This is a genomic window from Actinomadura sp. RB99 (assembly GCF_014706005.1).
Classification (GTDB): domain Bacteria; phylum Actinomycetota; class Actinomycetes; order Streptosporangiales; family Streptosporangiaceae; genus Spirillospora.
Genome location: NZ_JABMCA010000072.1, coordinates 27116 through 48139 on the forward strand (window position 1 = coordinate 27116; position 21024 = coordinate 48139).

Sequence of the window (21024 nt, forward strand, 5' to 3'; positions counted from 1 at the left end):
TCAAGTGAGTGTGACCGGCGCCACAGGACCGGGGGTCCTCGGCATCGGCGATCTGGCGGCGCTGACCGGCGTGCCCGTCCGGACGATCAGGTTCTACTGCGACGAGGGGATCCTCGAACCGGCGCGCAGCGCGGGCGGGCACCGCCGGTTCGACGCGGCGGCCGCCGACCGGCTGCGGCTCGTCCGGCGGCTGCGCGGCCTCGGGCTCGGCCTGCCCGCCATCGCGGCCGTCCTGGCGGGGGAGCGGTCGCTCGGCGAGGCGGTGGCCGCCGAACGGGCCGCGCTGGAGGCGGAGATGTCGGCGCTGGCCTGGCGCCGCGCTGCGCTGGGCGCGGTGGAGGCGGCGCCGGCGGACCGGCGGGCGGCGCGGCTGGACCTGCTCGCGGCCGCCGAGGACGGCCGTGCCGCGCGCGCCGCGCTGGTGGAGTTCTGGCTGCGCCGGATCATGGCGCCGCTGCCGGACGAGCGGGTCGAGGCGTTCCTGGAGCGGGTGGTCCCGCCGCCGCCCGCCGATCCGTCCCCGGCGCAGGTGGTCGCCTACGCCGAGATGGTCGTGCTGACCGGGGACCGGTCGCTGAACCGCAGGCTGCTGGAGCAGGCGCGGTCGAACGTGCGGGCCGTGGGCGACGAGGAGTCGCTGCTGGCCGGGATGAGCGAGGCGATGGAGCTGGCGGCACCGCTGGTCCTGGCGGGGGCGGCGCCGGGGCCCGGCGCGGCGCTGGACCGGTTCGTGGACGCCCACGCCGCGGGGAGGAGCGCCAGGGACACGCCGGGGTTCCGGCGGGTGATCCTGCGCGCCTCGGAGGTGGAGCGCGATCCTCGCGTCGCCCGGTACTGGGAGCTGTTCCGCCTGGTCACGGGGGAGTCGGTGACCCTCGGTGCGCTGCATTTCTGGCTGCTGGAGGCGCTCGAGCGGTCCGTGCCGTAGCGGGGGGCCGGGGACCGGAATAGCGGGGCGGGGGCCGGGGTTCGGTAGGGTAATTGAAAGTTCTACTACTTGGAGGCCGGCATGCAGTTCGGGATCTTCACGGTCGGCGACGTCACCACCGACCCGACCACCGGCCGGACCCCGTCCGAGGCCGAGCGGATCAAGGCGATGGTCGCGATCGCGCTCAAGGCCGAGGAGGCGGGGCTCGACGTCTTCGCCACCGGCGAGCACCACAACCCGCCGTTCGTGCCGTCCTCCCCGACGACGATGCTCGGCTACATCGCGGCGCGCACCGAGCGGCTGATCCTGTCCACCTCGACCACGCTGATCACCACGAACGACCCGGTGAAGATCGCCGAGGACTTCGCGATGCTCCAGCACCTCGCGGACGGGCGGGTGGACCTGATGATGGGGCGCGGCAACACCGGGCCCGTCTACCCCTGGTTCGGCAAGGACATCCGCGACGGCATCCCGCTCGCCATCGAGAACTACCACCTGCTGCACCGGCTCTGGCGCGAGGACGTCGTCGACTGGGAGGGCAAGTACCGCACGCCGCTCCAGTCGTTCACCTCGACGCCGCGCCCGCTGGACGGGGCGCCCCCGTTCGTGTGGCACGGCTCGATCCGCAGCCCGGAGATCGCCGAGCAGGCCGCCTACTACGGCGACGGGTTCTTCGCGAACCACATCTTCTGGCCCACCGACCACTTCCAGCGGCTGATCGGCCTGTACCGGCGCCGCTACGAGCACTACGGGCACGGGTCCGCCGACCGGGCGATCGTCGGCCTCGGCGGCCAGGTGTTCATGCGGAAGAACTCCCAGGACGCCGTCCGCGAGTTCCGGCCCTACTTCGACAACGCGCCCGTCTACGGGCACGGCCCGTCGCTGGAGGACTTCACCCGCGAGACGCCGCTGACCGTCGGCAGCCCGCAGCAGGTCATCGACCGGACGCTGACGTTCCGCGACCACTTCGGCGACTACCAGCGGCAGCTGTTCCTGATGGACCACGCGGGACTGCCGCTGAAGACCGTCCTGGAGCAGATCGACATGCTGGGCGAGGAGGTCGTCCCGGTGCTGCGCAAGGAGTTCGAGGCGCTGCGGCCCGCGCACGTCCCGGCGGCCGCGCCGACGCACGCCGCGCTGGTCGCGGCCAAGGAGAACGCGGAGGTGGCCCGATGACGACGCTCGCCGTGGTCTCGGCGGGGCTCGGGCAGCCGTCGTCCACGCGGCTGCTCGCCGACCGCCTCGCCGAGTCGGCCGCGAAGGCGCTCGGCGGCGACGTCGCCGTGGAGACCGTCGAGCTGCGCGACCACGCCCACGCGATGGTCGACGCGAACCTGACCGGTTTCCCGTCGGGGGAGTTCCGCACCGCCGTCCAGGCGGTGACCGGCGCGGACGGGCTGATCGCGGTGACGCCGGTCTTCAACGCGTCCTACAGCGGCCTGTTCAAGACGTTCTTCGACGTGATCGAGCGCGGTGACCTGGAGGGCAGGCCGGTGCTGCTCGGCGCGACCGGCGGCACCGCCCGGCACTCCCTGGCCATCGACTTCGCGATGCGCCCGCTGTTCGCCTATCTGCGTGCGAACGCCATGCCGACGGCGGTGTTCGCCGCGTCGGAGGACTGGGGGAGCGCCGAGAGCGGGCTGCCCGACCGGATCGCCCGCGCGGGCGCCGAGCTCGCCGCCGCGATCGCCGGGCGTCCCGCCGCCGCGAAGGCCGACCCGTACGACGAACCCGTCCCGTTCGAGGACCTCCTCGCCGGACGCTGACCCCGGACCCGTGCCCGCCCTCATTGCTTAAGGCTTGGCTTATATAAGCCGAGCCCATATATTGAGGACCGTGCACGCCTTCGATGTGCTGGGCGACCCGGTCCGGCGCCGCATCCTCGAACTGCTCGCCGACGGCGAGCGGTCCTCGGGCGCGGTGTCGTCGGTCGTCCGGGAGGAGTTCGGCATCTCGCAGCCCGCCGTATCGCAGCACCTCAGGGTGCTGCGGGAGGCGGGCTTCGCGGTCGTCCGGCCGGACGGGACACGGCGCCTCTACAGCGTCGGCACCGCGCCGCTCCAGGAGATCGACGCCTGGCTCGACCGCTTCCGCCGCTACTGGACGCCGCATCTGGACGCCCTGGCCACCGAGATCGCCAGGGGCCGGCGCGCACGCCGGACCGAGGAGGAACCATGATCGATGTGACCGGGCAGATCAACGCCGTGCGCCGCCGCGTCGGCGAGCGCGAGATGGAGGCCGGCACCGCCCGCGCCGTCGTCATCAGCCAGACCTACGCCGCCCCCGTCGAGGACGTGTGGGACGCCGTCACCAACGTCGAACGGATCCCGCGCTGGTTCCTGCCCGTCTCGGGCGACCTGCGCCCCGGCGGCCGGTACCAGCTCGAAGGCAACGCCGGCGGCACCGTCGAGCGCTGCGACCCTCCCAAGAGCTTCTTCGCCACCTGGGAGTTCGCCGGGCAGACCAGCTGGATCGAGGTGCGGCTGACGCCCGAGGACGGCGACCGGACCCGGTTCGAGCTGGAGCACATCACCCACGTCGACGACCACTGGGAGCAGTTCGGCCCGGGAGCCGTCGGCGTCGGCTGGGACATGGGCCTGCTCGGCCTCTCCCTGCACCTGTCGACCGGGAAGGACGTCCCGGCGGACCTCGGTCCGGAGTGGCAGGCGTCCGACGAGGCCCGCGACTTCATGACCGGCTGCGCGGAGGGCTGGTACGCCGCGGACGCCGCCTCCGGGACCGCCGAGGCCGACGCCCGCGCCCGCGCGGACCGCACCATCGCCGCCTACACCGGTTCCGTGGAATGATCTCCGTTCTGTGACGCTTCTCCGGGGTCTGGACGAGATCGACTGGTCCGCTCTGCGGCACGCCTACGGCTCCGCCGAAGACGTCCCCGGCCTCCTGCGCGCCGCCGCGGAGAGCGTCGAAGCGGTGGACGACCTCGACAGCCGGCTCTACCACCAGGGCGGATTCGTCTGCGACGCCGCCGTCGCCGCCCTGCCGTACCTGGTCGAGCTGGTCTCATCGCCGGACACGGCCTACCGGATCGGCCTCCTGGAACTGCTCGGACGGCTCGTCCACGAGGCGAACACGATCCCGCGCGTCGACGCCGGTTGGCCGGACGCCTGGGCCGCCGCTCTGCCACGGCTCCTCGCCCTGCTGGACGATCCCGACGTCGCCGTCCGGCGGGAACTGACGAGCACGCTGTCGGCCGCCGTGAGCGACGCGGACGCGATCGTCCCGGCGCTGCGCGCCAGGTGGGACGGCGAGGACGACGCGGCGGCGCGGCTCGGGATCGTCCTCGCCGCGGGCGACCTGGCGCCCGGCTGCACGGTGGGCGTGCTGCCCGAGACGCTTGTCTGGCTCCGAGACCTGCGCACATCGGACGACCCGCAGCTCCGGCTCGCCGCCGAGACGGCGCTCTCGGCGGCGGTCGGAGCGCAGCGCCCGGACCTCGCCGTGGCCGTCGAGGCGCTCCGCGGCGACATCGCGGTCTGGCGGGACGTCCCGTGGGTCGGCGGTGCGAGCCCCGACCTCGTCCCGTACTTCGGCGGCGGCGCGGCCCGCCTGCTCGGGTGGATCGCGGGGCGGATCGAGGATGACCCGTCCGCGCGCCTCGACCTGTGCGCCGCCTTCCTCGGCGACGCCGATGCCGACCTCAGGATCGGCGCGGTACGCCTCGCCGCGCACCTGCTTAGCGAGCTGCGGTCGCCGGTGGAGCGCCTGCTGCCCGGCGTGTCCGCCCTCTGCGCCGACGCGTCTCCGGCGGCGCGCTCCTACGCCGTCCTCCTGACCGCGGGACTGGACGAGGGCGACCCCGACCTGCTCGCCGACCGGCTCGGCGACGGCGCGCCGCTGTCCCGGTACGGCGACGAGCGGGTCTCCGACCTCGCCGCATGGGGCCTCGCCTGGCGCAAGGACCCGCGCTGCGTCCCCTACCTGGTCGAACGGCTCGCGGGGACGCCGCCGATGGTCGACGCGTTCACGGGCTCGGTGCTGACCACCTCGCCGCCGTCCATCCTCCATTCGCTCGCCCCGCTGGGCGGGCACGCGGACGACCTCCTCCCCGCGATCCGGGCGCGGATGGACGGCGTCGACTCCGGCCGCACCCTCGCGCGGGTGCTGCAGGAGTGGGGGCCGCCGGCGGCGCCGGCGATGCCCGAACTCGTCCGGCTGCTCGACACCGAGGCGGCCGCGCAGGCCGCGATCGCGATCGGCGCGATCGGCCCGGCCGCCGCCGATGCGGCGGACGCGCTGTCCCAGCGCGGGGAGCACCGCGACGAGCGGATCGCGGGGCAGCGGAGGTTCGCGCTCCCCTGGGCGTTCTTCAAGGTCACGGGTGATCCGGCGCCGCTGCTCGAGGTCGCGGACGCCCTGCTCGACCAGCGGTACCCGGGCCGGGATCTGCGGTTCCTCGCCGATCTCGGTGCGCACGGCGCCGCTTACGCCGACCACTTCCGGATGCTCATGAAGTCCAGTGACGACTGGGCGCGAACGGAGGCGGCCAACGCCTACCATCGGGTCACCGGCGACGTGGACACCGCCGCGGACGTTCTGTGCGGCGCGGCGTACGACCTGGCGCGGGGCCAGTACCTGCCGTTCCGGTGGGCGGCGATGCGGTACCTGGCCGACATGGGGGGCGCCGTGCCCGGCGGCTGGGCGGTGCGCGAGATCCTCGACTCCGACCGGCGGCACCGCAACAACGGCGGGTGGCGGGGCTTCGCCGAGGACAGGGAACTGCGCTCGCTCGCCGCACGCCTCCTCGACTGACCCGCCCTGACTCCGCCGGCCGCCGCCAGTGGACCCGGGCCGGCACTGCTCAGTCGGAATCCTCCAGGTCGCCTTCGACCTCCAGGTAGAGGCGCTTCAGGGCGTCCAGGGTGTCCTGTTCCGGGTGCTCCCACATGCCGCGGTCGGCGGCTTCGAGGAGCCGTTCGGTGATGCCGTGCAGCGCCCACGGGTTCGACTCGTTGAAGAACGCCTGGTTCTCGGCGTCGAGCGCGTACGTCCGCGCGAGCTTCTCGTACATCCAGTCGGCGACGACCCCGGCGGTCGCGTCGTAGCCGAACAGGTAGTCGACCGTCGCCGCCAGCTCGAACGCGCCCTTGTAGCCGTGCCGGCGCATCGCCGCGAGCCAGCGCGGGTTGACGACGCGCGCGCGGAACACGCGGGACGTCTCCTCGTCCAGCGTGCGGGTGCGGACGGCGTCCGGGCGGGTGCTGTCGCCGATGTAGGCCCTCGGCGCCTTCCCGGTCAGCGCCCGCACCGTCGCGATCATGCCGCCGTGGTACTGGAAGTAGTCGTCGGAGTCGGCGATGTCGTGCTCGCGGGTGTCGGTGTTCTTGGCCGCGACGCTGATCCGCCGGTAGGCGTTCTCCATGTCGCCGCGCGCCGGGACGCCGTCGAGGCCGCGCCCGTAGGCGTAGCCGCCCCACACCGCGTACACCTCGGCGAGGTCGGAGTCGTCGCGCCAGTTGCGGCTGTCGATCAGCGGCAGGATGCCCGCCCCGTACGCGCCGGGCCGCGACCCGAACACCCGCAGGGTCGCCCGCCGCTCGTCGCCGCTCTCGGCGAGGTCCGCCCGCACGTGCGCGCGGACGAAGTTCATGTCGTCGGGCTCGTCCTGGTCCGCCGCGATCCGCACGGCGTCGTCGAGCATCGCGACGGCGTGCGGGAACGCGTCGCGGAAGAACCCGCTGATCCGGATCGTCACGTCGATGCGCGGACGGCCCAGCTCGTCGAGCGGCACCGCCTCGAGGCCGGTGACGCGGCGGGACGCCTCGTCCCACACCGGCCGGACGCCGAGCAGCGCGAGGACCTCGGCGATGTCGTCGCCGGACGTGCGCATCGCGCTGGTGCCCCACACCGACAGCCCGACCGACCGCGGCCACTCGCCGGTGTCCTCCCGGTACCGGTCCAGCAGCGAGTCCGCCATCGCGCGCCCGGTGTCGTAGGCGAGCCGGGACGGGACGGCCTTCGGGTCGACGGAGTAGAAGTTGCGGCCGGTCGGCAGCACGTTGATGAGGCCGCGCAGCGGGGACCCGCTCGGCCCGGCCGGCACGTACCCGCCGTCGAGGGCGTGCAGCACCATGCCGATCTCGTCGCGGGTCCGCTCCAGCCGCGGGACGATCTCCGTCGCGGCGAACCGCAGGATGTCCGCGACCCGCCCGTCCGCGACCCCTTCCGCGACCTGGGACGCGGCGGCCGGGTCCCAGCCGCGCTCCTCCATCGCGGCGACCAGTGCCCGCGCCCGCTCCTCCACGGCGTCGACCTCGGTCCGGGCGGCGCCGTCCTTCAAACCGAGCGCCTCGCGCAGGCCGGGCAGCGTCACCGACCCGCCCCACATCTGCCGCGCCCGCAGCATCGCCAGCACCAGGTCGACGCGCGTCTCCCCGGCCGGGGCGGCGCCGAGGACGTGCAGGCCGTCGCGGATCTGGACGTCCTTCACCTCGCACAGCCAGCCGTCCACGTGCAGCAGGAAGTCGTCGAACTCGGCGTCGTGCGGCCGGTCGTCCAGGCCGAGGTCGTGGTCGAGGCGGGCGGCCTGGATCAGCGTCCAGATCTGCGCCCGGATCGCGGGCAGCTTCGCCGGGTCGAGCGCCGCGATGTTCGCGTGCTCGTCGAGGAGCTGCTCCAGCCGCGCGATGTCGCCGTAGCTCTCCGCCCGCGCCATCGGCGGGATCAGGTGGTCGACGAGCGTGGCGTGCGCGCGCCGCTTGGCCTGCGTGCCCTCGCCCGGGTCGTTCACCAGGAACGGGTAGACCAGCGGCAGGTCGCCGACCGCCGCGTCCGGCCCGCAGGACGCCGACATTCCGGCGGACTTGCCGGGCAGCCACTCCAGGTTCCCGTGCTTGCCGACGTGGACGACGGCGTCCGCGCCGAACCCGTCCGCGATCCACCGGTACGCCGCCAGGTAGTGGTGGCTCGGCGGGAGGTCGGGGTCGTGGTAGATCGCGACGGGGTTCTCGCCGAACCCGCGCGGCGGCTGCACCATCACGACGACGTTCCCGGACCGCAGCGCGGCGAGCACGATCTCGCCGTCCGGGTCGCGCGAGTCGTCCACGAACAGCTCGCCCGGCGGCGCCCCCCAGTGCCGCTCGATGCCGTCGCGCAGGTCCCGCGGGAGCGTCGCGTACCAGGCCCGGTAGCGCGCCGCCGGGATGCGGACGGGGTTGCCGGTGAGCTGCGCCTCGGTCAGCCAGTCGGGGTCCTGGCCGCCCGCCGCGATGAGCGCGTGCATGAGCGCGTCGCCCTCGCCCGGCAGCGCGTCGCCGACGTCGTAGCCGCGCTCGCGCATCTCGGCGAGCAGCCTCACCACGCTGGCGGGGGTGTCGAGCCCGACCGCGTTCCCGATCCGCGCGTGCTTGGTCGGGTACGCCGACAGCATCAGCGCGACCCGCTTGTCCCGCGCCGGGACGTGCCGCAGCCGCCCGTGCCGGACGGCGATCCCCGCGACCCGCGCGGCCCGCTCCGGGTCGGCGACGTAGACGCTGAGGCCGTCCTCGTCGGTCTCCTTGAACGAGAACGGCACCGTGATGATCCGGCCGTCGAACTCCGGCACGGCGACCTGCGTCGCGGTGTCCAGCGGGGACAGCCCGTCGTCGTTGGCCTCCCACGCCGCGCGCTCGCTGGTCAGGCAGAGGCCCTGCAGGATCGGGACGTCCAGTTCGGCGAGCGCGCCGACGTCCCACGCCTCGTCGTCGCCGCCCGCGCCCGCGAACGCCGGCTTCGTGCCGCCCGCCGCCAGCACGGTGACGACCAGCGCGTCCGCCCGCCGGAGCGTGTCCAGCAGCTCCTTCTCGGCGGTGCGCAGCGACGCGCAGAACACCGGGAGCGCCCGCCCGCCCTTCGCCTCGATCGCCGCGCACAGCGCCTCGACGAACGCGGTGTTCCCGGCGAGGTGGTGGGCGCGGTAGTACAGGACGCCGACGACCGGTCCCTCGTCCGACGTGCGCTCCCGCTCCAGCACGCCCCACGTCGGGGTGGGGGCCGGGGGAGCGAAGCCGAACCCGGTGAGCAGCACCGTGTCGGACAGGAAGGCGAACAGCTCGGCGAGGTTGCCGGGACCGCCGTGCGCCAGGTAGGCGTGCGCCTCGGCGCTCACCCCGGCGGGGACGGTCGACAGCTCCATCAGCTCGGCGTCCGGCGCCTGCTCGCCGCTGAGCACCACCACCGGGCGCGGGCCCGCGAGCAGCGCGTCGAGGCCCTCCTCCCACGCGCGCCTCCCGCCCAGCAGCCGCACCACCACCAGGTCGGTGCAGTCCACCAGCGCGGGCAGGTCGTCGACGGACGTGCGGGCCGGGTTGGCGAGCCGGAAGTCGGCGCCGCTCGCGCGCGCACTGAGCAGGTCGGTGTCCGAGGTGGACAGCAGCAGGATCACGCGGATCGCGTCCTCACCCGGGGTCCTCGCCCCGAATCGCAGGTCAGACAGTGCCTCCGCTGGGGGGGCGGACCCCCAGACCCTCGGGCTTGCGCCGCAAAGGGGCGGAGTGGCGGCACGGAGTCTCCTGGCTCCCGGATCGGCGCTCGCCCCGGCCTTCCCGCTCGCACGGTGGCCTTCGGTGGGGTCCGCTCCCCGGTGACAGTGGCGGGACCGCGCCGGATTCGCACCGGCTTCCTCCCTTGTCGCCGCCCACACCCTAACCCGATTCCCGCCGCCCCGGCGCGCCCGGGGGCGCCGCCCGCCATGGGACGATCTTCCGATGCAGCGGGAGAGCGAGCCGGTCTCGTGGCGGATCCGGCGCTGGGCGGCACCCGCCGCGCTGGCGGTCCTGGTCGGCGCCGCCATCGCCGCGGTCGGCGCGACCGTCGGCGGGGAGACCCCGCGGGAGGCGGCGGGCTTCCCGTACCGGACGCCGCGCTTCCTGCTCGCCGCGGGACGCCAGGGGACGTGGCTCGACGTGCGCACGATGCCCCGGACGGGCGCGCCCGAGCGGCCGGTCGACGCGGTACGGCCGCCGGACTCCGCCGGCGCGGTGCAGGAGATCCTCGCCGGCCCGGACGGCAGGTTCGTGGTCGCCGCCTCGCGGAGCGACCCGTGCGAGACGCGCCTCTTCCGGTTCCGGCTGACCGGTGACGGCCACGTGACCGGGCTCGCGCCGATGCCCGGCGGCACCACCCCCGCGCTGGTCGCGGGCCTCGCGATGAACCGCCGAGGCGACCGGCTCGCCTACACGACCGCGCCCTGCGCGCCGGAGCCGCCGCACACGCCGGGGTCCGCGGACCCGCCGCGCGCACTGGCGCCCGCGAGCCCGGCGCGCGCCGCGCTGACCGTGCTCGACACCGCGACGGGGAACCGCCGCACCTGGAGCGCGGCCGGGCCCTCGGTCGTCGGCGAGATCGTCTGGGCCCGCGACGGCCGGACGCTCGGCTACACCATCGGCGACCTCGTTCCCGGGGCCGGGCAGGACGCCGCCGTCCAGAACGTCACCGTCCGCGCGACCGACACCCGCGCCGGCGGATCGGGCCTGCGCGAGGGGCGGGTCCTGTTCCGCGCGCCGGGCGGCGTCTCGTCCGTCACCATGGGCCCGGACGGACGTTCCGGCTACGGGATGATGCGGAGGCCGGACGCCACCGTCCTGTTCGCCTTCACCGAGGGGAGGCCGATGCGGGTCACCCGCACGATCCCGCAGACGCCGGGCACGGGTGTCGGCGTCGTCCTCGTCTCGAGCGGGGAACCGCGTTATGCCTGCTTGAACGGCCTGGACGCGTTCGGCAGGGCCATCGACGGGACGGTCCGGACGACCTTCTCGGGGCTCGGGCACTGCGACTCGGCGATGGCCTCCTGACCCGGCCCGCGGCCCGAGATCGCGTCGCCGGGGCCCTCGGAGCGGGCCTTAGGATCCTCGCGTGTCGACTTCGCGTTCCGGCCCGGACCGGTGTCCGGGGGCTCTGCGGGTGCACGCCGCCGCCGACGGGGGGCTGGCGCGCGTCCGGCTGCCCGGCGGCGCGCTGACGCGGCCGCGGCTCGACGCCCTCGCCGCCGCTTCGCGGGAGCTGGGCGACGGGTTCCTCGAACTGACGTCGCGAGCGAATGTGCAGATCAGAGGGCTCGCGGACGGGGCGGAGAGCGAGCTGAGCGAGCGGCTGCACGCGGCCGGGCTGCTGCCGTCCGCCGCGCACGAGCGCGTCCGCAACATCCTCGGCAGCGTGCTGACCGGGCGCGACGGCTCCGGGCTGCTGGACGCCCGGCCCGTCGTGGCGGCGCTGGACGCGGGCCTGTGCGCCGACCCGGACCTCGCCGGCCTGCCCGGCCGGTTCCTGTTCGCGGTCGACGACGGGCGCGGCGACGTCATCGCGCTGCGCGCCGACGTCGGCCTGTACGCGGTGGCGCCGGACGCGTTCGCCCTGGTCCTCGCCGGGACGGACAGCGGCCTGCGGGCGGCCCCGGAGGACGCCGCCGCCCTCGCGCTGGACGCCGCGCGCGCGTTCCTGCGCGTCCGGACGAGCGAGTGGCGGCTCGCCGAACTCGGCCGCGACCTCCCGCTGCCGGGGAGCAGGAGCGCACCCGTCCCGGTCCCGGCGGTCCCGTACCGGACGCCGCTCGGCGAGATCCCGCAGCGGGACGGGCGGACGGCGTTCTCCGGGCTGGTCCCGCTCGGCCGCCTCGACCCGGCCGGGCTGGGCGCCGCCGGGGAGATCATTGTCACTCCGTGGCGGGGCGTCGTCATTCCCGGCATCGCGGACATGTCACACTTCCCTGGCCTGGTCACCGGACCCGACTGGGCGGGGCTGACGTCCTGCGCGGGCCGTCCCGGCTGCGCGAAGTCGCGCACCGACGTGCGCGCGGACGCGGCGCGGGCCCGCCGGGCCGGCGGCGGCCTGCCGGTGCACTGGTCGGGCTGCGAGCGCCAGTGCGGGCGCCCCGCCGACCGGCACGTCGCGGTCGTGGCCGTCCCCGGCGGCTACGAGGTGCGGCTCGGCGACGAGGTCCGCGCCCGGTCCCACGACCTGACGGCGACGGCGGCGGCCGCCGCCACGACACGGAGGAGCGAGTGATCGACTACGTCCGCGACGGCGCGGAGATCTACCGGCGGTCGTTCGCGACCATCAGGGCGGAGGCGGACCTCGCGGGGCTGCCGGACGACGTCGCCCGGGTCGCCGTCCGCATGATCCACTCGTGCGGGATGACCGACCTGGTGCGCGACCTGGACCACGCGCCCGGCGTCGTCGCGGCCGCCCGCGAAGCGCTGCTGGCGGGCCGGCCGATCCTGTGCGACGCGCGGATGGTCGCGGCGGGCGTCACCCGCGGGCGGCTCCCCGCGGACAACGACGTGGTCTGCACGCTCGGCGACCCGCGCGTGCCCGCGCTCGCCGCGGAGCTCGGCACCACCCGCAGCGCCGCCGCGCTGGAGCTGTGGCGCGACCGCCTCGGCGGCTCCGTCGTCGCGATCGGCAACGCGCCGACCGCGCTGTTCCGGCTGCTGGAGATGGTCGCGGACGGCGCGCCCCGGCCCGCCGCCGTGCTCGGCATCCCGGTCGGGTTCATCGGCGCCGCCGAGTCCAAGGACGCGCTCGCCGCGTCCGGCCTGCCGTACCTGGTGGTGCGCGGGCGGCGCGGCGGCAGCGCGATGACCGCCGCCGCGATCAACGCCATCGCCAGCGAGGAAGAGTGATGACCGGACACCTGTACGGGGTGGGGCTCGGCCCCGGCGACCCCGAGCTGATCACCGTGAAGGCGGCCCGGCTCGTGGAGGGCGCGGACGTGGTCGTGCACCACGCGGCGCGGCACGGGCGCAGCATCGCCCGCCGCATCGCCGCCCCCCACCTGCGCGAAGGGCAGATCGAGGAAGCCCTGATCTACCCGGTCACCACCGAGCGGACCAACGACTACCGGGCCGTGCTGGAGGAGTTCTACGAGCGGTGCGCGGCGCGGCTCGCCGAGCATCTCGACGCCGGGCGCGACGTCGTGGTGCTGTGCGAAGGCGACCCGTTCTTCTACGGCTCGTACATGCACCTGCACAAGCGGCTCTCCGGCCGGTACCCGACGACGGTGGTGCCGGGCGTGACGTCGGTGAGCGCCGCGTCCGCCGAGCTGGGCCGCCCGCTGGTCGAGCGCGACGAGGTGCTGACCGTCCTGCCCGGCACGCTGCCGCCCGGCGACCTGGCGCGCCGCCTCGCCGCCACCGACTCGGCCGCCGTGCTGAAGCTCGGCCGGACGTTCGGCGGCGTCCGCGCGGCCCTGGACGAGGCGGGCCGCCTGGACGACGCCTGGTACGTCGAGCGCGCCACCACCGACGGGCAGCGGGCGCTGCCGCTGGCCGAGGTCGACCCGGAGACCGTCCCGTACTTCTCCGTCGCGATCCTGCCGAGCCGCGTGCACGAGCGGACGCGCCGCGAGCTGCCGGAACCCGCCGCGCCGGGGGAGGGGCGGGGCGAGGTCGCGATCGTCGGGCTCGGCCCGGCGGGCCGCGAATGGCTCACCCCCGAGGCGCAGGACGCCCTCGCCACCGCCGACGACCTCGTCGGATACGCCCCCTACCTGGCGCGGGTGCCCGCGAACCCCCGGCAGGAGCGGCACGCGTCCGACAACCGGGTCGAGTCGGAGCGGGCGGAGTTCGCGCTCGCGCTCGCCGAGCGGGGACGCCGCGTGGCGGTGGTGTCGTCGGGCGACCCGGGCGTGTTCGCGATGGCCGCGGCGGTGCTGGAGGTCGCCGCCGAGGACCGCTGGAAGGACGTCCCGGTGCGGGTCCTGCCGGGGCTGACCGCCGCGAACGCCGTCGCGTCCCGGATCGGCGCGCCGCTCGGGCACGACTACTGCGTGCTGTCGCTGTCGGACCGGCTGAAGCCCTGGGACGTCATCGCGTCCCGCCTCGCCGCCGCGGCGGCCGCCGACCTGGTCATCGCGATCTACAACCCGGCGTCGAGGACCCGGAAGGAGCAGGTCGCCAAGGCCCGCGACGTGCTGCTGGAGCACCGCTCGCCGGACACGCCGGTCGTCATCGGGCGCGACGTCGGCGGCCCCGAGGAGAGCGTCCGGGTGGTCCGCCTCGCCGACCTCGACGCGGACGGCGTCGACATGCGCACGCTGCTGCTGGTCGGCTCGTCGCAGACGACGGTCGCCGAGCGCGGCGACGGCCGCACGACCGTCTTCACGCCGCGCCGCTACCCCTCATGAGCCGGCCGGTGCCGGTCGAGCCACGCGGCCGCCTCCTCGACCGTCGCGGCGATCGGGACGCCGTCCGGGGCGGGCGGCCGGTCGACCATGACCACCGGGATCCGCAGCGTCCGGGCCGCGGCGAGCTTGGCGGACGTCATCGCGCTGCCGCTGTCCTTGGTGACCAGCGCGTCGATCGCGTGCTCGCGCATCAGCGCCAGCTCCTCGCCGACGGTGAACGGGCCGCGCGCGAGGACCGCCTCCATCCGCGGCGGCAGCGGCGGCTCCGGCGGGTCGACGGACCGGACGAGGAACCAGCGGCGCGCGTCGCCCGCGAACGCGGCGAGGTTCTTGCGGCCGGTGGTCAGGAAGACCCGCTCGCCGGGCAGGTCCGCGGCGGCGGCCTCCAGCGACGGGACGCGCCGCCAGTCGTCGCCGGGGCCCTCCGTCCAGCCGGGGCGGCGCAGCACCAGCAGCGGGACACCGGTCCGCTCCGCCGCGAGCACGGCGGACTCGGTCATGAGCGCGGCGAACGGATGCGTCGCGTCGACGACCGCGCCGATCCGCTCGTCGCGCAGCCAGGCCGCGAGCCCGTCCGGGCCGCCGAACCCGCCGATGCGGGTGCGGCCCGGCGGCAGGTCGGGGTCGGCCGTCCGGCCCGCCAGCGAGCTGATCACGTCGTAGCGGGGATCGCCGGCGAGGTGCCCGGCCAGCCGCCGCGCCTCGCCGGTGCCGCCGAGCAGCAGCACGCGCAGGGGCTCTTCCAGGCGCGGGGTCTCTTCCACGGGCAGGGTCACGCCACCAGGGTATTGCCGTGAGCGATCTCCGTTACGGCTGGACGACCGGGGCGTGCGCGACGGCCGCGACCAAGGCGGCGCACGCCGCGCTGCTCACCGGCGAGTTCCCCGACCCCGTCGAGATCACGCTGCCGAAGGGGCAGACGCCCGCGTTCGCGCTGGCCGTCGAGGAGCTCGGCGACGGGTTCGCGACGGCCGGGATCGTCAAGGACGCGGGCGACGACCCCGACGTCACGCACGGCGCGCTCGTCCGCTCGACCGTCCGGCCGGGCCCGCCCGGCGGCGGGGTGGTGTTCCGCGCGGGACCGGGCGTCGGCACCGTCACGCGCCCCGGCCTGCCGCTGGAGGTCGGCGAACCGGCGATCAACCCGGTGCCGCGCCGGATGATGCGCGAGGTGCTCGGCGCCGCCGACGTCATCGTGGAGATCTCCGTCGACGGCGGCGAGGAGCTGGCGCGCCGCACGTGGAACCCGCGCCTCGGCATCCTCGGCGGGCTGTCGATCCTCGGCACGACCGGCGTCGTCGTCCCGTACTCGTGCTCGGCGTGGATCGACAGCATCCGGCGCGGCGTGGACGTCGCCCGGGCCATGGGACGCGAGCACGTCGCGGGCGCGACCGGCAGCACGTCCGAAAGGGTGGCCGCCGACCTGTACGGCCTCCCGGAGGACGCGCTGCTCGACATGGGCGACTTCGCCGGGGCCGTGCTGAAGTACCTGCGCCGCCACCCGGTGCCGAGGCTGACGATCGCGGGCGGCGTCGGCAAGCTCGCCAAGCTCGCCGCCGGCCACCTCGACCTGCACTCCAAGCGCTCCCAGGTCGACTTCGAGGTCCTCGCCGGAATGGTCGGCGACCCGGAGACCGCCGAGCGGGTGCGCGGCGCCAACACCGCGCTCGACGCACTTCAGATCTGCCAGCGCGCCGGCGTCCCGCTGGGCGACCTCGTGGCGGCCCGCGCCCGCGAGACCGCGCTGGCCACCCTGCGCGGCGCGCCCGTGGCCGTCGACGTCGTCGTCATCGACCGCGCCGGCACGATCGTCGGCCGCGCCGGCCCCTGACCCCGCTCAGCTCCTGAATCCGCGCCGCGGTGAACGCGCTCAGCGGCGGCGGGCGGCGGAGTAGAGGTGGCTGTCGGTGAAGTTCTCGGCGGTCAGGACCCGGCCGACGATGATCACCGCGGTCCGCTCGATGCCCGCCTCGCGGACCTTCGCGGCGATGTCGGCCAGCGTGCCCCGGACGACCACCTCGTCCGGCCGGGACGCGTAGGCGACCACGGCGACCGGGCAGTCCGCGCCGTAGTTCGGAACCAGTTCGTCCACCACCGGCCCGATCCGCTGGACGGCCAGGTGCAGCACCATCGTCGCGCCGCTCCGGCCGAGCGTCGCGAGGTCCTCGCCCGGCGGCATCGGCGTCGCCCGCGCCGACGTGCGGGTCAGCACCACGGTCTGCGCCACCTCGGGGACGGTCAGCTCCCGGCCCAGCGAGGCCGCCGCCGCCGCGAACGCGGGCACGCCCGGCGTCACGTCGTACGGCACGCCCGCCGCGTCCAGCCGCCGCATCTGCTCGGCCATCGCGCTGAACACCGACGGGTCGCCCGAGTGCAGCCGCGCCACGTCCTGCCCGCGCCCGTGCGCCGCGACGAGCTCGGCGACGATGTCGTCCAGGACCATGCCCGCCGTGTTCACCAGGCGCGCGCCCTCCGGGCACCACCCCAGCACCTCCGGCGGGACGAGGCTCCCCGCGTACAGGCACACCGGCGACGCCGCGACCAGGTCGCGGCCGCGGACGGTCATCAGGTCGGCGGCGCCCGGCCCGGCGCCGATGAAGTGCACGGTCACCGGCCGTCCCCCCGCGTCGCGGCCCACTGCGTCACGGGCATCATCGGCCGCCAGCCGGTGAACCCGCCGACCGCCCCGGCGCGCCCGATCTCGATCCTGGTCAGGTCGCCGCCGAGCCGCTCGCGCGCCTGCGTCACCACCCGCTCCGACTCGATCGTGACCGCGTTGACGACCAGCCGGCCGCCCGGCCGCAGCGCCTCCCAGCACGCGTCCACCATCCCGGGCGCGGTGACGCCGCCGCCGATGAACACCGCGTCCGGCGCGCCGAGGCCCGCCAGCGCGGCGGGCGCCTCCCCGACGACGACCCGGATCCCCGGCACGCCGAGGGCCCGCGCGTTCGCCTCGATCCGCGCGGCGCGCAGCGGCCGCTCCTCGATCGCGATGGCCCGGCACGAGCGGTGCGCGCGCATCCACTCGATCCCGATGCTGCCGGCGCCCGCCCCGACGTCCCACAGCAGCTCGCCCGGCACCGGCCCCAGCCGCGCCAGGGTGATCGCGCGGACCTCCCGCTTGGTGATCTGCCCGTCGTGGTCGTAGGAGTCGTCCGGCAGCCCCGGCACGACCGGCGTCCCGGGCCCCTCGCAGCGGATCGCCACGACGTTCAGCGCGCCCGGATCGTCCGGGACGGGGCCGACGCGCTCGTCCTCAGCGCCCAGCCGCTCCAGGACGGTCACCTCGCTGCCGCCGTAGCCGCGCTCGTCCAGCAGCGCCGCGACCTCGGCGGGCGTGTCCGCGTCCGCGCTCAGCACCAGCACCCGCCGGCCCGGCGCCAGCACCGCGCCCAGCACCGACAGCGGCCGCCCGACCGCGCTCACGACCTCGGTGTCCTCGACCGGCCAGCCGAGCCGCGCGCACGCCAGCGACAGCGACGACGCGTGCGGCACCACCCGCACCCGGTCCGCGCCCAGCAGCCGGACCAGCGTCGTCCCGACCCCGTAGAACATCGGGTCGCCGCTCGCCGCGACCGCGATCCGGCGGCCCCGGTGCGCCTCGAACAGCGTCGGCAGCCCCGGCAGCATCGGCGACGGCCACAGCGCCCGCTCGGCGTCCAGCGCCGGCAGCAGCCCGAGCTGCCGCGGCCCGCCCATGATCACTTCCGCCTTGCGGAACGCGTCCCGGGCGGGCTCGGTGAGGCCCTCCCAGCCGTCCGCGCCCATCCCGACGACCCAGACGTCCGGCGCCGCCGGCGCCTCCTCCGGGACATCCTCACGCAGGTCCGCCCGCAGGTCCGGCCGGGTGATCCCGTCAGACATTGCCCAGCACCCGCCCGACCGCGATCTCGATCACGACCCGCCGCGGGTTGGCGCGCGGCGGCTTGTACCGCTCGGCGTAGCGGCGCTCGGCGTCGGCGACGGAGGCGGCGTCCGTCCTGAGGACGGCCCGGCCCTCGACCGTGATCCAGTGCCGGCCGTCCACCTGGCTCACCGCGGCCGGCAGCCCCGCCGCGCCCGCGGCCCGCACGTGCCGCGCCTTCGCCGAGTCCGCCGAGGTGATCACGCGCACCAGCCCGGCGTCGGCGTCCAGCGTCGCGCCCACCGGCACGGCGTGCGGCGTGCCGTCCGGCCGGACGGTGACCAGCGTGCACACCCGCCGCTCCCGCCAGAACTCCCGCACCCGCTCGTCGTCCAGGCTCAGCCGGTGTCGTGTCCCCTGCATCTCGTCCTCTCGTCCGGGTGAGCAGCAGGATCCCAGAAACCGGCGGCGGTTCGCGCGCCGGGCGGGTCAGGCGGCCGCCAGCCGCGCGCACAGCGCCGGGACGGCCTCGCCGATCGGCTCCCGGACGACCTCGTCGGCGAGGTCGTCGTAGGGCGTCGGATCCCGGTTGACGATGATCAGCCGGGCTCCGCACTCGGCCGCGACGGCGCACAGCCGCGCCGCCGGGTCCACGGTCAGCGAGCTGCCGATCGCCACGAACACCTCCGAGGCGCGGGCGATGTTCCCGGCCAGCGACAGCACGTCCGCGTCGAGGTACTGGCCGAACAGCACGACCGACGGCTGCAGCACGCCGCCGCAGGCCGGGCAGGACGGATCGTCCTCGCCGCGCGCCAGGACGTCGGCGGTCGCGTACCCGGCATGGCAGCGCAGGCACGACGTGGTGGCCATGCTGCCGTGCAGCTCCAGCACCTTGCGGGGCGTCGAGCCGGCCTTCTGGTGCAGTCCGTCGACGTTCTGTGTGAGGATCCGCACGGCCGCGGCCTTCTCCAGGCCGGCCAGCGCGCGGTGCGCGGCGTTGGGGCGGGCGCCCGCGTGCAGGTCGAGCGTCCGCCAGAAGCGGCGCCTGACCTCGGCGTCGTTGACGAAGTGCTTGCGGGTGAAGAGGCGGGCCAGCTCGGGGTCCCGGGTCCACACCCCGGACGGGCCCCGGTAGTCCGGAATGCCTGAGTCCGTGGAGATTCCTGCGCCGGTCAGCACGGCGATGCGCTCGGCCATGGGGGAGAACGTACGGGCCGGATGGTGACAGGGTCGACCCGTTTTCCGCGCTGGCGGACATATGCCGTCATATGATTAGTTAGCGCAAGAAACTATCTCTGGGGAGGGGAGCGCGTGCCGACCAAGCACTATCCGTGGATCGCGCTGAGCAACACGACGCTGGGCATGCTGCTCGCGACGGTCAACTCCTCGATCGTGATCATCTCGCTGCCGGCCATCTTCCGCGGGATCCACCTGAACCCGCTGGAACCGGGCAACGTCAGCTACCTGCTGTGGATCCTGATGGGCTACATGCTCGTCTCCGCGGTCCTGGTGGTGACGCTCGGCCGGCTCGGCGACATGTTCGGCCGCGTCCGGATGTACAACGCCGGCTTCGCGGTCTTCACGGTCGGGACGATCGTGCTCGGGCTGGACCCGCTGCACGGCGGCGCCGGGGCCGTCTGGCTCATCGCCTGGCGCGTCTTCCAGGGCATCGGCGGCGCCATGCTGATGGCCAACTCCGCCGCGATCCTCACCGACGCGTTCCCGGCCGGCCGGCGCGGCATGGCGATGGGCGTCAACCAGGTCGCCGGCATCGCGGGCAGCTTCCTCGGCCTCGTCGCCGGCGGCCTGCTCAGCGAGGTCGACTGGCGGCTGGTGTTCTTCGCCTCCGCCCCGATCGGGCTGATCGGGACCGTCTGGGCCTACCGCAGCCTCGTCGAGACCGCCACCCGCGCCGTCCGCGCGCGGATCGACTGGATCGGGAACGCGACCTTCGCGGTCGGGCTGACCGCGCTGCTGGCCGCGATCACCTACGGCATCCAGCCGTACGGCGGGCACGACATGGGCTGGACGAACCCGTGGGTGCTGGCGGGCGTCATCGGCGGCGTCGTGGTCCTCGCGGTCTTCTGCTACATCGAGACCAAGGTCGACGAGCCGATGTTCCACCTCGACCTGTTCAGGATCCGCGCGTTCGCGGCCGGGAACGCGGCCGGGCTGCTCGCCGCGGTCTCCCGCGGCGGCATGCAGTTCATGCTAATCATCTGGCTGCAGGGCATCTGGCTGCCGCTGCACGGCTACGACTACGAGGACACCCCGCTGTGGGCCGGCATCTACCTGCTGCCGCTCACCCTCGGGTTCCTGGTCGCCGGGCCGATCTCGGGCCACCTGTCCGACCGCCACGGGGCCCGCGCGTTCGCCTCCGGCGGACTCATGCTGTCCGCGCTGGCCTTCCTCGGCCTGCTGCTGATCCCGACCGACTTCGACTACCGGGTCTTCGCCCTGCTGATCTTCCTCAACGGGGTCGGCTCCGGGCTGTTCGCCGCGCCCAACACCACCGCGATCATGAACTCGGTGCCGGCCGGGCAGCGCGGCGCCGCGTCCGGCATGCGCGCCACCTTCATGAACGCCGGCATGGTGCTGTCGATCGGCGTGTTCTTCTCGCTGATGATCGCCGGGCTGTCGAACTCGCTGCCGAGGACGCTGACCGGCGGGCTGACCTCGCACGGCGTCTCGCCCGACGTCGCCGCGCAGGTCGGCCGGACGCCGCCGGTCGGCACGCTGTTCGCCGCGTTCCTCGGCTACAACCCGATCCAGAACCTGCTGGAGCCCTTCCACGCGCTGGCGCGGCTGGCGCCGCACGACGCCGCCACGCTGACCGGCCGGTCGTACTTCCCGCACCTGATCGCCGACCCGTTCCACCACGGCCTGGTGATCGTGTTCAGCATGGCGATCGCGATGTCGCTGATCGCGGCGCTGGCCTCGCTGCTGCGCGGCCGCCGCTACGTCCACGACGACACGGCGGCGGACGCCCCGGAGCCGGTGAAGGCCGGCCAGGACGCTTCCTAATGCTGTTGTCAAGCCGCAGCGGTGACCGGTGGTGTGAGCTGATAGCACCGTCCGTCACGCAGAAGTGCCCACAGAACGTTCACTCGTCGGCGGGCCAGGGCCAGTACGGCC

General features: G+C 75.0%; 18 protein-coding genes and 1 riboswitch. Of the genes, 12 read left to right on the forward strand and 6 right to left on the reverse strand.

The window, feature by feature from the left end; genetic code table 11:
• Positions 1–4 precede the first annotated feature (4 nt).
• From amrb99_RS52815 to amrb99_RS40180, 6 genes are all read left to right on the forward strand, one after another.
• Complete coding sequence (locus amrb99_RS52815) at positions 5–928, forward strand: MerR family transcriptional regulator (protein WP_206700289.1); 924 nt, start codon at positions 5–7, stop codon at positions 926–928.
• 81 nt (positions 929–1009) lie between these two features.
• Positions 1010–2104, forward strand: coding sequence for an LLM class flavin-dependent oxidoreductase (locus tag amrb99_RS40160; RefSeq protein ID WP_190866426.1), 1095 nt, complete (start codon positions 1010–1012; stop codon positions 2102–2104).
• On the forward strand, positions 2101–2694 hold the full coding sequence (locus amrb99_RS40165) for a CE1759 family FMN reductase (protein ID WP_190866428.1): 594 nt from the start codon (positions 2101–2103) through the stop codon (positions 2692–2694). Before amrb99_RS40160 ends, amrb99_RS40165 begins: the two co-directional genes overlap by 4 nt.
• Before the next feature lie 70 nt (positions 2695–2764).
• Positions 2765–3106, forward strand: coding sequence for a metalloregulator ArsR/SmtB family transcription factor (locus tag amrb99_RS40170; protein ID WP_190866430.1), 342 nt, complete (start codon positions 2765–2767; stop codon positions 3104–3106).
• Entirely contained in the window at positions 3103–3735 is a 633-nt protein-coding gene (locus amrb99_RS40175; RefSeq protein ID WP_190866432.1) for an SRPBCC family protein, read from the forward strand. The genes amrb99_RS40170 and amrb99_RS40175 overlap by 4 nt, the downstream gene beginning before the upstream one ends.
• A gap of 10 nt (positions 3736–3745) precedes the next feature.
• Complete coding sequence (locus tag amrb99_RS40180) at positions 3746–5698, forward strand: HEAT repeat domain-containing protein (protein WP_190866434.1); 1953 nt, start codon at positions 3746–3748, stop codon at positions 5696–5698.
• A gap of 49 nt (positions 5699–5747) precedes the next feature.
• Here amrb99_RS40180 and cobN read toward each other — a convergent pair whose 3' ends face one another.
• Complete coding sequence (gene cobN, locus amrb99_RS40185; protein ID WP_347257057.1) at positions 5748–9314, reverse strand: cobaltochelatase subunit CobN; 3567 nt, start codon at positions 9312–9314, stop codon at positions 5748–5750.
• Between the two features lie 114 nt (positions 9315–9428).
• Positions 9429–9548: riboswitch (cobalamin riboswitch) on the reverse strand.
• 82 nt (positions 9549–9630) lie between these two features.
• On the opposite strand from cobN, the gene amrb99_RS40190 reads away from it, so the two are divergent.
• The 4 genes from amrb99_RS40190 (at position 9631) to cobJ (ending at position 14045) form a co-directional block, all read left to right on the forward strand.
• Positions 9631–10716, forward strand: coding sequence for a hypothetical protein (locus amrb99_RS40190; RefSeq protein ID WP_190866438.1), 1086 nt, complete (start codon positions 9631–9633; stop codon positions 10714–10716).
• 61 nt (positions 10717–10777) lie between these two features.
• Complete coding sequence (locus amrb99_RS40195) at positions 10778–11926, forward strand: precorrin-3B synthase (protein WP_190866440.1); 1149 nt, start codon at positions 10778–10780, stop codon at positions 11924–11926.
• Positions 11923–12543: a precorrin-8X methylmutase gene (locus amrb99_RS40200; RefSeq protein ID WP_190866442.1), complete on the forward strand. Its 621-nt coding sequence runs from the start codon at positions 11923–11925 to the stop codon at positions 12541–12543. The genes amrb99_RS40195 and amrb99_RS40200 overlap by 4 nt, the downstream gene beginning before the upstream one ends.
• Positions 12543–14045, forward strand: coding sequence for a precorrin-3B C(17)-methyltransferase (gene cobJ / locus amrb99_RS40205; RefSeq protein ID WP_190866444.1), 1503 nt, complete (start codon positions 12543–12545; stop codon positions 14043–14045). Before amrb99_RS40200 ends, cobJ begins: the two co-directional genes overlap by 1 nt.
• Here cobJ and amrb99_RS40210 read toward each other — a convergent pair.
• Positions 14033–14821: a cobalt-precorrin-6A reductase gene (locus amrb99_RS40210; RefSeq protein ID WP_347257054.1), complete on the reverse strand. Its 789-nt coding sequence runs from the start codon at positions 14819–14821 to the stop codon at positions 14033–14035. The genes cobJ and amrb99_RS40210 overlap by 13 nt on opposite strands.
• Before the next feature lie 17 nt (positions 14822–14838).
• Between amrb99_RS40210 and amrb99_RS40215 the strand changes: the two genes are divergently transcribed.
• Positions 14839–15876 (forward strand): cobalt-precorrin-5B (C(1))-methyltransferase, encoded by a 1038-nt coding sequence (locus tag amrb99_RS40215; protein ID WP_347257055.1) that lies wholly within the window; start codon positions 14839–14841, stop codon positions 15874–15876.
• 39 nt (positions 15877–15915) lie between these two features.
• Here the strand turns inward: amrb99_RS40215 and cobM are convergent, their stop codons facing one another.
• The 4 genes from cobM to amrb99_RS40235 form a co-directional block, all read right to left on the reverse strand.
• Positions 15916–16656, reverse strand: coding sequence for a precorrin-4 C(11)-methyltransferase (cobM, locus tag amrb99_RS40220; RefSeq protein WP_190866446.1), 741 nt, complete (start codon positions 16654–16656; stop codon positions 15916–15918).
• A complete protein-coding gene (gene cbiE, locus amrb99_RS40225) occupies positions 16653–17909 on the reverse strand; it encodes a precorrin-6y C5,15-methyltransferase (decarboxylating) subunit CbiE (protein ID WP_190866448.1) in 1257 nt (418 codons plus the stop codon). Before cbiE ends, cobM begins: the two co-directional genes overlap by 4 nt.
• Positions 17902–18312 carry a TIGR03618 family F420-dependent PPOX class oxidoreductase gene (locus amrb99_RS40230; RefSeq protein ID WP_190866451.1) on the reverse strand — a complete coding sequence of 137 codons (411 nt, stop codon included), beginning with the start codon at positions 18310–18312 and terminating at the stop codon, positions 17902–17904. The genes cbiE and amrb99_RS40230 overlap by 8 nt, the downstream gene beginning before the upstream one ends.
• A 66-nt stretch (positions 18313–18378) precedes the next feature.
• Entirely contained in the window at positions 18379–19086 is a 708-nt protein-coding gene (locus amrb99_RS40235) for a Sir2 family NAD-dependent protein deacetylase (RefSeq protein ID WP_190866453.1), read from the reverse strand.
• 114 nt (positions 19087–19200) lie between these two features.
• On the opposite strand from amrb99_RS40235, the gene amrb99_RS40240 reads away from it, so the two are divergent.
• The gene (locus amrb99_RS40240) at positions 19201–20913 is read left to right on the forward strand and encodes an MFS transporter (protein WP_347257056.1); all 1713 of its coding nucleotides are present in this window, start codon (positions 19201–19203) and stop codon (positions 20911–20913) included.
• Positions 20914–21024: the final 111 nt, after the last annotated feature.

What these genes read in the sequence shown, in the direction of transcription:
- amrb99_RS40160 (WP_190866426.1), top strand. Translation starts at nt 1,010, where the DNA reads ATGCAGTTCGGGATCTTCACGGTCGGCGACGTCACCACCGACCCGACC.
- amrb99_RS40165 (WP_190866428.1), top strand. Translation starts at nt 2,101, where the DNA reads ATGACGACGCTCGCCGTGGTCTCGGCGGGGCTCGGGCAGCCGTCGTCC.
- amrb99_RS40175 (WP_190866432.1), top strand. Translation starts at nt 3,103, where the DNA reads ATGATCGATGTGACCGGGCAGATCAACGCCGTGCGCCGCCGCGTCGGC.
- amrb99_RS40190 (WP_190866438.1), top strand. Translation starts at nt 9,631, where the DNA reads ATGCAGCGGGAGAGCGAGCCGGTCTCGTGGCGGATCCGGCGCTGGGCG.
- cobJ (WP_190866444.1), top strand. Translation starts at nt 12,543, where the DNA reads ATGACCGGACACCTGTACGGGGTGGGGCTCGGCCCCGGCGACCCCGAG.
- cbiE (WP_190866448.1), bottom strand. Translation starts at nt 17,909, where the DNA reads ATGTCTGACGGGATCACCCGGCCGGACCTGCGGGCGGACCTGCGTGAG.
- amrb99_RS40230 (WP_190866451.1), bottom strand. Translation starts at nt 18,312, where the DNA reads ATGCAGGGGACACGACACCGGCTGAGCCTGGACGACGAGCGGGTGCGG.
- amrb99_RS40235 (WP_190866453.1), bottom strand. Translation starts at nt 19,086, where the DNA reads ATGGCCGAGCGCATCGCCGTGCTGACCGGCGCAGGAATCTCCACGGAC.